General features: G+C 72.4%; 3 protein-coding genes. All 3 read right to left on the minus strand.

The genetic code is table 11. The annotated features are described in order from the left end of the window. Window positions 1–90 precede the first annotated feature (90 nt). From D7X12_RS04860 to D7X12_RS04870, 3 genes are read right to left on the minus strand one after another with little or no spacing between them, the layout of a single operon-like run. The gene (locus D7X12_RS04860) at window positions 91–4,635 is read right to left on the minus strand and encodes a type I polyketide synthase (RefSeq protein WP_158619965.1); all 4,545 of its coding nucleotides are present in this window, start codon (window positions 4,633–4,635) and stop codon (window positions 91–93) included. Next, window positions 4,628–7,963, minus strand: a complete 3,336-nt coding sequence (locus D7X12_RS04865) for a non-ribosomal peptide synthetase (protein ID WP_244224349.1) — start codon at window positions 7,961–7,963, stop codon at window positions 4,628–4,630. Before D7X12_RS04865 ends, D7X12_RS04860 begins: the two co-directional genes overlap by 8 nt. A gap of 1 nt (window position 7,964) precedes the next feature. Further along, entirely contained in the window at window positions 7,965–13,946 is a 5,982-nt protein-coding gene (locus tag D7X12_RS04870; protein ID WP_120624099.1) for a type I polyketide synthase, read from the minus strand. Between the last annotated feature and the right edge of the window lie 31 nt (window positions 13,947–13,977).

Consider the following 13,977-nt stretch of genomic DNA (forward strand, 5'->3'; position numbering starts at 1 on the left):
CGTCTCTTTTCTCCTGGGGGCAGGAGAGTCAGGGGCCCGCGCAGGGTACTACGGGAGGGCGCGCGGGCCCGGGCATTCCAATGGCGGACTTCAGCCCTGCTCCAGCTCCGAGAGCATGGCTTCCAGGGCTTCCGGATCAAGCTGGCTGGCGCTCGCTTCGAGGATGGCCACCGTCATCACCTCCACGGTGGGGGACTCGAAGAGGGCGCGCATGGACAGCTCCACCTGGAAGGCCTCCCGGATGCGCGACAACAGCTGCACGCCCAGGAGCGAGTGGCCTCCCAGTTCGAAGAAGTTGTCGGTGATGCCGACGGTCTCCAGGCCCAGCAGCTCCTGCCAGAGGCCCGCGACGCGCTGCTCCGTCTCGTCGCGCGGGGCGACGAAGGCGTTGGCCAGCGGCGGGCGGGGATGCTTGCCGCCGGACTTCGCGCCAGCGCCCGGGGCCGCCACGCCGTCGCGCGCCACCTGGAGCCGCGCGGCCAGCGAGCCGAGCGTCGCGAGATAGCGCCCACCGGTGGGCTGCGAAATCAGCGCGCGCAGGAGGCGGAAGCCCTCCGCGGGGGAGATGACGGCGTCAGGACGGAAGCCCTCGCCCACGCCCCACACGTCCCAGTCCACGGCGTACCACCGGGTGCCGCTGGTGCGGGCCTGTCGCGCGACCACCGCGTCCATGCCGGCGTGGGCCGCCGCCACCGCGCTGACCGCCATGCCGCCCAGCACGACGGTGAGCGACGACTGCACCACGACGAAGTCCGGGCGCCGCGACGCCAGTGCGTCCGCGAGCTGCGACAGCCCTCCCAGCCGGCCCGACAGCAGGGGCGCGGCGGCCTCCGGCGTGGACTCGGCCACGGTGATGCGCGTGGCCATGCCACCGTCACCCGCCGCGTAGAAGACGCCGTCGATGCGGCCGAACTTCGACTCCGCGAGCTGGAGCGCCTTGTCGAGCTGCCCCGCCACGCCCGCGTCCGCGCGCAGCGCCAGCACCTGCGCGCCCGCCTGCTCCAGCGCGCGCACGCGCTCGATGACCCGGGACGTGGCGTCCTGGGCGTCATGACCCGCGCGCCACGCGTCCCACTCACCCGGAGCGGGCAACGCACGGCGCGACAGCAGCACGAGCTTCGGCTTCACCGCCTGGGTGAGCTGCTCCGCGAGCGCGAAGCCCACGCGGCCCAGGCCTCCGACGATGACGTAGACCCCGCCGTCCTTCAGCCCTGCCGACGGCTCGGTCGCGGGCACTGCCACGGGTTCGAACGACTCCACGTGGCGGTACGGGCCGCGCAGCGCGACCCCCGGCTCACGGCCGGAGGACAGCTCCGTCACCAGCCGCTCCAGCCACGGACCGGAGGCGGACGCGTCCGCCGCGGGCCAGGTGACGTCGACGGTGCGCACCGTCAGGCCGGGGTACTCCTGCGGCAGCACGCGGCTGGCGCCCACGCCAGCGGCCTGCCAGGGCACCAGGGGCTCCTCGCCCGTGACGTCCTGCGCGCCCGTCGTCACCACGTCCAGCGTCACCGGCGTCTTCGCGGCGCCCGGGCCCAGCGCCTTCGCCAGCGCGAGCAGGCCGTGGAAGGACGTCACGAGGCCCGCGTCCAGGGCGCGGTGTTCCTTCACGAGTGGCCACAGGTATGCGACGTGGCCCGGCGTCCAGTCCTCGCCGCGCAGGCGCTCCAGGTGTTCGCTCACGGCGTCGGGCTGGGACGGATCCACGGCGAAGCGCCGCGTCACCGGATCCGACGTGCCCGTTCCCGTTCCGGCGACGAGCGACACCACGTCCGCGCCCGCGAGCCGCAGGCGCTCCGACACGCGCGCGGCCACCGGCGCGTCCGACTCCAGCACCAGCCAGCGCTGGCCCGTGAGCGACGGGACCTGGGACGACGCCTGCGTGCGCGGCCAGGTGGGCACGGACAGCTCCACGCCCTGGGCCGTCGTGCTCAACGCGGGTGCGGAGGCGCGGGGCAGCGCGGGCGGCGGCCCCTTGAGCAGATCATAGCGCTCGCGCTGGAAGGGGTAGGCGGGCAGGGGGATGCGGCGGCGGGCCTCGCCCTTGTAGACGCGGGAGAGGTTCGTCTTCGCGCCCGCGAGCCACAGCCGCGCGGCGGCGTCCGTGGCGTGCGCGAGCGCGTCCTGCTGGGCGTCGCGCGGCGCCGGCAGCGACGTGAGGATCGCCGGGAAGGTGCCCTCCGGGGCGTTCCTGCGCACCAGCGTCGCCAGCGCGTTGCCTGGGCCGACCTCCAGGAAGACGTGCTCGGGGTCCGCGAGCAGCTGCGTCGCGGAGTCCTGGAAGCGCACGGCGTCCCGCAGGTGGCGGGCCCAGTACGCGGGGCTGACCGCGTCCTCGGCGGTGACGTGCGTGCCGGTGACGTTGGACAGGTAGAGGTCCTTCGGCTCCTTGCGAGCCACCTTCGCCACCGCCTGCCGGAACTCCTCCACGATGGGGTCCATCATCGTGGAGTGGAAGGCGTGCGACGTGTGCAGCCGCGACACCTCCACGCCCTGCGCAGCGAGCTTCGCCTGGAGCGCGTCCACCGCGTCCGTGGGACCGGCGACGACGGTGAAGCCCGGCGCGTTGATGGCGGCCACGGACATGCGAGCGTCCATCAGCGGCCTCACGGCCTCGGGCGTCATCCGCACCGACAGCATCGCGCCCGGAGGCAGCGACTGCATCAGCTTGCCGCGCGTGGCGACGAGCGCCAGCGCATCGTCCAGTGAGAACACGCCCGCGAGGCACGCGGCCACGTACTCGCCGATGCTGTGGCCCACCATCGCCTGCGGCGTCACGCCCCACGACGCCCACAGCTTCGCCAGCGCGTACTCGATGACGAACAGCGCGGGCTGCGTCAGGGACGTCTTGCGCAGCTGCTCGGTGGCCTGCTCGCGCGCGTCCGCGGACGGGTAGAGCACGGTGCGCAGATCCAACCCCAGGTGCGGCTGGAGCTTCTGCGCGCAGGCGTCCACCTCCGCGCGGAAGGCGGGCTCCTGCTCGTAGAGGCCCCGGCCCATGTCCACGTACTGCGACCCCTGGCCGGAGAAGAGGAACACCACCGGCCGGCGCGTGTTGGTGCCCGAGCCTCCGAGCAACCGGCGCGCGTCCCGCAGCGCGGTCCGGGCGTCCGCGGTGTCGCGGCACACCACGGCCCGGCGGTGCTCGTGCGCGTGGCGGCCCACCTGGAGCGTGTAGGCCACGTCCGCCAACGGCAGCGTGGGGTTCGCGTCCAGGTACGAGGCCAGCCGCGTCGTCGCCTCTTCGAGCGCGGCGGGCGTGCGGCCGGACAGCGGCAGCACATGCCACGCACGACGTGACGGCGCGGGGGCCGGCGCCTGGGGGGCCTCCTCCAGCACGACGTGCGCGTTGGTGCCGCCAATGCCAAAGGCGCTCACGCCCGCGCGGCGCGGCCCGTCCGGGGACTTCCACGGCCGGGGCTCCGAGGGCACGAAGAAGGGACCCCCGTCGAAGTCGATGACGGGGTTCGCCTCGCGGAAATGCGGGCTTGCCGGGAGCTCGCCGTGCTTCAGCGCGAGCACCGTCTTCACGACGCCCGCGACGCCGGCCGCCGCGTCCAGGTGGCCGATGGCCGCCTTGAGCGAGCCCAGCGCCACGCGCTTCGCGCCCGTCTCCTTGCCGCCGAAGGCCTGGTTCAGCGCGGCCACTTCAATCGGGTCGCCCAGCGGGGTGCCCGTCGCGTGGGCCTCCACGTACTGGATGTCTCCGGGCGTGACTCCGGCGATGGCGAGCGCCTCCGCGATGACGGCGGCCTGGCCCTCCACGCTGGGGGCGGTGAAGCCCACCTTGCCCGCGCCGTCGTTGTTCACCGCCGTGCCCAGGAGCACGCCGTGGATGGTGTCGCCGTCCTTCAGCGCATCCGACAGCCGCTTGAGCACCACCACCGCCGCGCCCGCGCCGCGCACGGTGCCGTGGGCCTTCGCGTCGAACGCGCGGCAGTAGCCGTCCGGCGAGAAGATCATCCCCTCCTGGTAGAGGTAGCCCGCCGTCTGCGGGAAGGACACGGAGCTGCCGCCCGCGAGCGCCATGTCGCTCTCGCCCGACAGCAGGCTCTGGCACGCCAGGTGGAGCGCCACGAGCGAGCTGGAGCACGCCGTCTGCACCGTCGCCGAGGGGCCCCGGAGGCCCAGCCGGTGGGACACGCGCGTCGCCACGTAGTCCTTGTCGTTGGCCAGCATCAGGCCGAACGAGCCCGTCGCATCCATCAGGTCCGGCTGCCGCATCAGCGCGCGCAGCAGGTACGAACTCAGGCTCACGCTGGCGTAGACGGCCACCGCGCCCTTGAAGCGGCCGGGGTCATAGCCGGCGTTGTCGAGCGACTCCCACGCGCACTCCATGAAGATGCGCTGCTGGGGGTCCATCAGCTCCGCCTCGCGCGGGCTGTAGCCGAAGAGGCCCGCGTCGAAGTCCGTCGCGCCGTCCAGCACGTAGCTGGAGCGCACCCACTGGGGGTGCGCACGCAGGGCGGGGGGCACGCCCGCCTCGTCCAGCTCCGCGTCCGTGGGCACGCGGCGCGCGTCGCCTCCGCGCCTCAGCATCTCCCAGAACCCCTCCAGGTCCCGGGCCCCCGGAAAGCGGCCGGACAGGCCGACGATTGCGATGCGCTCTTCGCCACCACCCACTGCGTCACTCATCTGCATCTCCGTCCGTCGTCTCCACCCGGCCGCGCGAACCCGCCGCGCGGCGGTTCACCGTGCGTCGTGCCTCGGCCCGGGAACGGCCCGACTGCGCCGCGTCCTCCGAGGGCTGCTCCTCCCGACGCGACAGCCGCGTCGCCAGCGCCCGCACGGTGGGGTACTGGAAGAGGTCCGTGAGCGCCAGCTGCACGCCCAGCTCCGCGGTCAGCCGCCGGTGGAGCTGGAGGGCGAGCAGCGAGTTGCCACCCAATTCGAAGAAGGGGTCGTCCAGGCCCACCCGCTCCACGTGCAGCAGGTCCTTCCACGCCTGGGCGATCTGCTGCTCGATGGCCGTCCCCGGCGCCACGAAGGGCCGGGACGGATCCGCGCCGCCTGACTCCGGCGCCGGCAGCGCCTTCCGGTCCGCCTTGCCGTTGGGGCTGAGCGGCATGCGCTCCAGCACCACCACGTTGGACGGCACCATGTACTCGGGCAGCCGCTCCAGCAGGAAGGCGCGCAGCACGCCCGCCTCCGGCACGGACTCCCTGCCGGTGACGTACGCCACCAGTCGCTTCTGGCCCGGCCGGTCCTCGCGCGCGAGCACCACCGCCTGCCGCACCGACGGGTGCTTCTCCAGCGAGGCCTCGATTTCGCCCAGCTCGATGCGCAGGCCGCGGATCTTCACCTGGAAGTCCGCGCGGCCCAGGTACTCGATTTCACCGTCCGGCAGCCACCGCGCCACGTCGCCCGTGCGGTACAGGCGCGCGCCCGACGTCGCTGCATAAGGGTCGGGGATGAAGCGCTCGGCGGTGAGCGAGGGCCGCGCCAGGTAGCCGCGCCCCACCTGCACGCCGCCGATGTACAGCTCGCCCGCCGCGCCCTGCGGCACCGGCTGCAGCTCCGCGTCCAGGATGCGGATCTGCGTGTTGTCCACCGGCCGCCCGATGGGCACCGAGCGGCGTCCGTCATTCGGCTGGCACGCGTGGAACGTCACGTCCACCGCGGCCTCGGTGGGGCCGTACAGGTTGTGCAGCCCGGCGCCCGGCAGCTTGCGCAGGCACAGCTCCTTCAGCTCCAGGGGCAGCGCCTCACCGCTGCACACCACGCGCTGGAGCGACGTGCAGCGCTCCACGCCCGGCTCGTCCAGGAACGCCTGGAGCATGGAGGGCACGAAGTGCAGCGTCGTCACGGCCGCGGAGTTGATCAGCCCAGCAAGGTACGCCGGGTCCTGGTGCCCGCCCGGCTTCGCGACCACCAGCTTCGCGCCCGTCATCAGCGGCCAGAAGAACTCCCACACCGACACGTCGAAGCTGAACGGCGTCTTCTGGAGCACCACGTCGTCGGGCGTGAGCTTGTACGCGGACTGCATCCACAGCAGGCGGTTGACCACCGGGCCGTGCGCGTTCATCGCGCCCTTGGGACGACCGGTGCTGCCGGACGTGAAGATGATGTACGCCAGCGCATCCGGCGTCGCGAGCGGCGCGGGCGCGGTGGTGGGCTCGCGGGCGATCTCCTCCCAGCCCGTGTCCAGCGACACCACCCGCGTGCCCGGGGACGGCGGCAGGCGCGACAACAGCCGCTCCTGCACCAGCAGCACGGGAGGACGCGCGTCCTCCAACATCCAGCCCAGGCGCTCCTGCGGATAGCCCGGGTCCAGGGGCACGTAGGCGCCGCCGGCCTTGAGCGTGCCCAGCAGGCCCACCACCATCTCCAGCGAGCGCTCCACGCAGAGGCCCACCCGGACCTCCGGCCCCACGCCGTGCTTTCGCAGCGCGTGCGCCAGCTGGTTCGCGCGAGCGTCCAGCTCCCGGTAGGTCAGGCGCGTGCCCTCGAACTCCAGGGCCACTGCGTCCGGCGTGCGCGCCACCTGCGCTTCCATGAGCGACGTCAGCGTGGCCTCCGCCGGGTGGGTGACGCCAGTGTCATTCCACGCCTTCAGCACGCGGTGGCGCTCGCCCTCGGGCAGGAGCGGCAGGCGGGAGATGGACAGGTCCGGCTGCGCGACGATGCCTTCCAGCAGCGTCTGGTAGTGCCCGAGCAGCCGCTCCGCGGTGGCCGCTTCGAAGAGGTCGGTGCTGTACTCGGCGATGACGCGCAGGCCCTGCGGCAGGTCCACCAGCAGCAGGGACAGGTCATACTTCGTCGTGCCGGTGTCCACCGGCTTCGCCTCCATCACCACGCCCGGGGCCTCCAGGGCCGGCATGGGCGCGTTCTGCAGGACGAACATCACCTGGAAGATGGGCGTGTGGCTGAGGTGGCGCTCCGGCTTGAGCGCGTCCACCAGCCGCTCGAAGGGGATGTCCTGGTGCGCGTACGCGTCCAGCGTGGACTCGTGTACGCGGCCCATCAGCTCGCGGAAGGACGGCCGGCCGGACAGGTCCGAGCGCAGCGCCAGCATGTTCACGAACAGGCCGATGAGCCCTTCCACCTCCGCGCGCGGACGGCCCGCGATGGGCGTGCCCACCACCACGTCCTCCTGGCCGGTGTAGCGCGACAGGAGCACGTTGAAGGCGGACAGCAGGGTGACGAAGAGCGTGCGCCCCTCGCGCTGGCCCAGCGCCTTGAGCGCCTGGGTGAGGGCAGGGGACAGGTGCATCACCTGGCGCGCGCCCCTGGAGCTCATCAGCGCCGGCCGCGGCTTGTCCGCGGGCAGCTCCAGCAGCGCGTGCGGGTTGAGCCGGCCCTTCCAGTACGCAAGCTGGCGCTCCAGCTCCGCGCCCTGGAGCCAGTCGCGCTGCCACGCCGCCCAGTCCGCGTACTGCAACGGCAGCGGGTTCAGCGGCGGGGGTTGGCCTTCCATGCACGCCCGGTACGACATGGCCAGCTCGTGCACCAGCACGCCCATGGACCAGCCGTCGGAGACGATGTGGTGTGAATCCACCAGCAACACCTGCTCACCGCCGCCCAGGAGCATCAGCACCGTGCGCAGCAGCGGGCCCTGCTCCAGCTGGAAGGGCTGCTGCGCGAGCGAGACGACGCGCCGCTGGGCCTCCGCCTCGCGCTCGGACTCCGGCAGCTCCTGGAGGTCCATCACCTCCAGCGACACTTCTCCGGTGGGCGCGATGATCTGCATCGCGCGGCCTTCGCGCTCCTGGAAGGTGGTGCGCAGCGTGTCGTGCCGCTCCACCAGCACGGCGAGGGCGCGGCGCAGCGCCTCCACGTCCACGGTGCCGGACAGGCGCACCGCGGTGGGCATGTGGAACGCCGCGCTGCCGGGGCTCCACTTGTCCAGGAACCACATCCGCTCCTGCGCGAAGGACAGGGGCGCCTGCTTCGCGGCGGGGCGCGTCTTGTCCTTCAGCAGCTGCGCCAGCCGGGCTCGCTTCTCTTCGGGCGTCAACGACATGTCAGGCTGCTTCCTCGTCACTGCTGCCGCCACCGCCACCCTCGCCGCCCGCGTCTTCCATCACCGCGAGCAGCTCCGCCACCTGCTCGTCCGAAAGCTGGTCCATGTTCTCCAGCAGCTTCTCCGCCTCCGCGGGCGTGAGCTTCTGCTTCGGCGCGGGGGCCGTCAGCGTCGCGCCAGCCGGCGCCGCGGCGGGCGTCGCGCCCTCCACGGAGTAGCCCAGGCGCTCAATCACCGCGTGGGTGGACGCGTCGAAGGCGCGCGGCCACTTGATGCGCTTCCACGACTCGCCCAGCTTCTTCTCGATGCCCTGGTGCTGGAGGATGTTGGGGTCGCCCAGGCCCCCCATCATCCGCTCCTTCTTGCCGTCGTACGGCTGCACCATGCGCTCGTCGAAGGGCAGGCCCAGGAAGTCGCACACGCCCGTCATCACCTTCGTGGGGTCCGCGACCAGGTCCTCGTACGCCACCCAGTGGCAGCGCTCCCGGCCGATGCCGTCGAAGAAGTTGAGCAGGTTGCGGTTGGACAGCGCCCACACCGTCTCCGCCACCACGTAGGGGTCCACGTCCGCGTCGCCGAAGAGGCCGGCGGCGAAGAGGCGGTCAAACCGCATCCGGAGGATGGACTCCATCACCGGGAGCGGGTGCCGGTAGAGGTAGATGTACTTGTTGCCGTCGAACATCTGCTCCGCGCGCTGGAGCGTCTCCACGTCCATGGCGTACGTGGGCGTCTTGTCCACGAGCAGCCGGGGCGCGGACCTCTCCTGCAGGCGGCGGTAGACCTCCTGCGCGGAGACGTCATCCGCGACCAGCCGGTCCACCAGTCCCGCGCCGGCGGCCGAGTCCAGCTTCTCCAGCTCCATGAAGGCCCACTGCAGACCGCCCGTGGTCCACTCCATCTCGCTGCCGAAGCCGATGTTCTCGCGCCACTCGCGCATGCTCTCGAAGAACAGCAGGTTCACTTCCGGCGGGCAGAACAGCCGGGGGTGCCCCGCGAGCATCACGCGGAACAGCGTGGAGCCCGCGCGGGGGCTGGAGTGCACGAACACCATCGGCGGGTTCTTCTTCGCCGTGTCGGTGCGCGCCTTGCCGGTGCCCTGGGTGCGGTACGGCTTGAGCGGGTAGGCCGACAGCGGCTTGCCTTCCGCGAAGCGCTGCGGATCCGACAGCCGGTCCATCTCCACCAGCAGGTACTTCGACAGCTCCGGGATGGACGGGTGCGCCTGCACCTCGTGCGGGTAGAGCTGGAACTTGAAGTCCTGCCGCAGGTCGTACTCCAGCTCCGCGCCCAGGGCGTGCAAGTCATAGCCCTTGAGGCTGCCGTCCGCGGGGAGCTGCTCCTGCGGGATGCGCAGCCCTTCCGAGATGTGGTGGCGCAGGTACTCCGTCAGCAGGGCGGGGCGCTCCGTGGGGAACGCGGTGCGCAGGCGCTCCGCGATGGGCTTCTCCGTCGCGGTGGAGCGCTTGCCCAGCTCCTGCTCCACGCGCCCGGCGACGCCCGCCACGGTGGGCGTCTCGAAGAGGCCGCGCAGCGACAGGTCCACCTTGAGCACCGCGTGGATGTGATTGCGCAGCTGCGTGGCCAGCAGCGAGTGGCCGCCCAGCTCGAAGAAGTTGTCGTGGATGCCGATGCCGTCGATGCCCAGCACCTGCTCCCAGATGCCCGCCACGGTCTTCTCCAGCTCCGTGCGAGGCGCCAGGTAGGGCGTGAGGATGGACGGCCGCGCGTGCTTGCCGCGCGAGGCGTCCTTCTTCCCCTTCGCGTCCGCCTTCGTGGGCCGAGGCCCCTGACGGCGGCGCGCGGTGAGGTCGCCGGTGGAGACCGCGAGCCGGCCGCCCTCGCCGTGCGCGAGCGCGCGGTGCAGCGCCTCCAGGCCCTCCGCGGGCTGGATGGCGAAGCGGGCCAGCGCGGGGCTGAGCTCCTCCATGGCGCGCTCATCCGCGAACTGCCACGCGTCCCAGTCCACGCTGAGCCACGGGTAGGCGGACGTCTCGCTGAGCACTTCCGCGAAGGAGTCCATGAAGGCGCTGGCGGACGCCTGCGCGACCTGCCCCAGCCCGCCCAGCACCGACGACAGCGACGAGACGAGGAGGCAGAAGGCGGGGCCTTGCGCGGGCAGCACCTGCTGCAGCACGCGCACGCCGTCCACCTGCGGGCGGAAGTGCCAGTCCACCTTGTCCGGCCCCGTCTCCGCGATGGTGCCCAGGGTGGCGCCCTGCATGCCGCCCGCCGCGTGGATGACGCCGTCGATGCGGCCGAAGCGCGCCGTCGTCGCCTCCACCACGCCGCGCATGGACTCCAGCTCGGTGAGGGCCGCGGGCAGCACCAGCATCTCCACGCCCGTGCGCTCCAGGGCGAGCGCGCGCTGGATGCGGCGGCTCACCGCGTCCTCCACGCCGTGCTTCTCCACCCACGCGGACCACTGGCCCCGGCTGGGGAAGTCCGTCGTCTCCACCAGCGTCAGCTTCGCGCGGTGCACCGTCGCCAGCTCGGACGCCAGCGCATGGCCGATGCCGGTGAGGCCGTCGGTGATGAGGTACACGCCGCCGTCGCGCAGCACGTCCGCGCCGGCCTCCAGGCGCAGGGGCTCGAAGGTCTGCACCCAGCGCTGACGGCCGCGCAGGGCCACCACCGCCTCGCGCACCTCCGCGCGCAGCTCCGCCGCGAGCCGGTCCGCCACCGCGCCCGCGTCGCCGGGCACCACGTCCACGAAGCGGCAGGAAAGATGCGGGTACTCCTGCGGCAGCACGCGCGTGGGGCCGACGAGCAGCGCCTGCGCCGGCAACTGCACGTCTGACTGCTCCACGCGCGCCGAGCGGCTCGTCACCACGGACCAGGTGAGCGGCTCGAGGTGGCCCGACTCTCCCAGCGCGCGGGCGAGGAAGAGCTGGCTGTGGAAGCCGAGCTCCAGCGTCGCCTCCTGCGAGGCGGGCTTGGGCGACAGGCTCCACAGGTGCACCACGTTCGCGAACGCGCGGCCCTGCTTCTTCAGCGCGTCCAGCAGCGAGCAGTAGTCCTGGAGGTGCTTCGGATCCACCGCGTACGTGCCGTCCGGGCGCTGCTCGAACTTCGCGCCCGGCACCACGCGGTAGACGGAGCCGCCCAGCTTCGGCGCGAGCGCGTCCGCCACGCCGGTGTCGTCCGCGAACACCAGCCAGCCGCCTTCTTCCGCGTCCTGCGCCTTCGCGCGAGGCAGCGGCGAAAGCTTCCACGACGGCGCGTAGAACCAGTCCGCCACGTCCGTGCGCTTCGTCAGCGACGCGGGCGCATCCGTGCGGGCGGCTCCACCCGCCGAGCCCAGCGGCTTCGCTTCAATCCAGTAGCGCTCGCGCTGGAACGGGTAGGTGGGCAGCGGCACGCGGCGGCGCTGCTCGTTCCCCGCGAAGCCCTTCCAGTCCACCGACACGCCGCCCAGCCACAGCCGGCCCAGCGCGCCCAGGAGCACCGCGAGGTCCGGCGTCTGCTCGCGCGGGTGGCGCGTGGTGCTGACGATGACGCGCGCCTCCGCGCCGGGCTGCTGCTTCGCCAGCGTCGCCAGCACCGTGCCCGGGCCCACTTCCAGGAAGGCCGCCTGCGGCCACTTGCGTCCCAGCTCCTGGAGGCCCGCGGAGAAGCGCACCGCCTGACGCAGGTGCGTGGCCCAGTAGCCCGGGTCGGTCGCCTGCCCGGCTTCAATCCACGTGCCCGTCACGTTGGACAGGAAGGGCAGGGTGGGGGCGTTGAGCTTCACCTGCCGCACGCGCTCGGTGAAGGGCGCGAGGATGGGGTCCATCATCGCGGAGTGGAACGCGTGCGACGTGTGCAGCCGCGACACCTCCACGCCCTGCGCCGTAAGCTTCGTCTGGAGCGCGTCCACCGCGTCGGTGGGGCCGGCCACGACGGTGAATCCCGGCGCGTTGACGGCCGCCACGGCGAGCCCGCCGGTGAGCAGCGGCTTCAGCGCGGACTCCTCCATGCGCGCGGACAGCATCGCGCCCGCGGGCAGCCCCTGCATCAGCTTGCCGCGCGCGGCGACCAGCGCCAGCGCGTCCTCCAGCGAGAACACGCCCGCGAGGCACGCGGCCACGTACTCACCGATGCTGTGTCCCAGCATCGCGGAGGGCTTCACTCCCCAGGCCATCCACAGCTTCGCGAGCGCGTACTCGACGACGAAGAGCGCGGGCTGCGTCAACTCCGTGCGCGCCAGCGCCTGCGTCGCGGCCTCCGCCTTGGATGCCTCCGGGAAGAGCACCGTGCGCAGGTCCAGGCCCAGGTGCGGCGTCAGCTTCTCCGCGCACGCGTCCAGGTGCTTCTTGAACGTGGGCTCGGACGCGTACAGGTCGCGCGCCATGCCCACGTACTGCGAGCCCTGGCCGGGGAACAGGAAGGCCACCGGCCGCTCCTGCACGTCGGGCGCCTGCGTCCACAGGCGCGGGCTGCCCTCCACCTCCAGCGCGGCGAGCGCGTCGTCCCGGTCGCGGCAGATGAGCACGCGCCGCTTCGCCATCGCCTGCCGGCCCGTCTGGAGCGTGAAGGCCACGTCCGCCAGCGCCTGCGCGGGGTGCGCCTTCAGGTGCGCGGCGAGGTTGCGCGTGGCCGCGTCCAGCGCCGCGTCGCTCTTGGCGGACAGCACCAGCAGTTGCGCGGGCCGCGAGGCGCCGGACGGGGAAAGCGCGGGGGCCTCCTCCAGCACGACGTGCGCGTTGGTGCCGCCCACGCCGAAGGAGCTGACGCCCGCGCGGCGCGGGTGCTTGGGGTTCGCCTGCCAGTCGGTGAGCTTCGTGTTGACGAAGAAGGGGCCGCCCGCGAAGGGAATCTCCGGGTTCACCTCCGTCACGTGGAGGCTGGGCGGAATCTGGCGGTGCTCCAGCGTCAGCACGGCCTTGATGAGGCTGGAGACGCCGGCCGCGTTGGCCAGGTGCCCGATGTTGCTCTTGAGCGAGCCCACCGGAATCTTCGGAGGGTTCGCCTTGGCGGCGGCGGAGCGGAACTTGAACGCCTTGTTGAGCGCGCGCACCTCGATGGGGTCCCCCATCTTCGTGCCGGTGCCGTGCGCCTCCAGGTATCCGATGCTCTCCGGCGCCACGCCCGCGGCGCCCAGGGCCTCGCTGATGACGGTGGCCTGCCCCTCCACGCTGGGGGCGGTGAAGCCCACCTTCATGGCGCCGTCGTTGTTGATGGCGGAGCCCTTGATGATGGCGTGGATGTGGTCGCCGTCCGCGAGCGCGTCCGCCAGCCGCTTGAGCACCACCACGCCCACGCCGCTGCCGAACACCGTGCCCTCCGCCTTCGCGTCGAACGCGCGGCAGTGGCCGTCCGGCGACACGATGCCGCCGGGCACGTAGGGGTAGCCCTCCGGGTGCTTCACGTGCACGGAGACGCCGCCCGCGAGCGCGACGTCGCACTCTTCATTGAGCAGGCTCTGGCAGGCCGCGTGCGTGGCCACGAGCGACGTGGAGCACGCGCTGGTGATGGAGTAGCTGGGCCCGCGCAGGTTGAGCTTGTACGCGACGCGGGTGGCGAGGAAGTCGCCGCCGTTGCTCACGTCCACCTGCACCTGGTCCATGCCGCTCAGCTGGTCGAAGTTGGGCACCAGGTGGAACACGAGGTACGTGTTCGTGGACGCGCCCGCGAACACGCCGATGGAGCCGTCGAAGCCCTCCGGCGTGTGGCCCGCCTTCTCCAGCGCCTCCCACGCGCACTCCAGGAAGACGCGGTGCTGCGGGTCCATCAGCTCCGCCTCGCGGGGCGTGAAGCCGAAGAAGCCCGCGTCGAACAGCTCCATGCCCTCCAGCGCCGCGCTGGCCTTCACGTGGCGCGGGTCCTTGCGCAGGACGGGGTCCACGCCCCGCTTCTCCAGCTCCGCGTCGGGCACGGGATGGATGGACTCCACGCCTTCGCGCAGGTTGCGCCAGAAGGTGTCCAGGTCGGGGGCGCCGGGGAAGCGCCCGGCCATGCCGACAATGGCGATGGCCTGCGCGTCGATGTTCGTATCAGCGGACATGGGGTGTGCTCGTCAGCGAAAGGGGTGCGGG

This window comes from Corallococcus sicarius (assembly GCF_003611735.1).
GTDB lineage: Bacteria > Myxococcota > Myxococcia > Myxococcales > Myxococcaceae > Corallococcus > Corallococcus sicarius.

Coding starts and splice junctions, on each gene's coding strand:
- D7X12_RS04860 (WP_158619965.1), bottom strand. CDS start 4,635: ATGAGTGACGCAGTGGGTGGTGGCGAAGAGCGCATCGCAATCGTCGGC.
- D7X12_RS04865 (WP_244224349.1), bottom strand. CDS start 7,963: ATGTCGTTGACGCCCGAAGAGAAGCGAGCCCGGCTGGCGCAGCTGCTG.
- D7X12_RS04870 (WP_120624099.1), bottom strand. CDS start 13,946: ATGTCCGCTGATACGAACATCGACGCGCAGGCCATCGCCATTGTCGGC.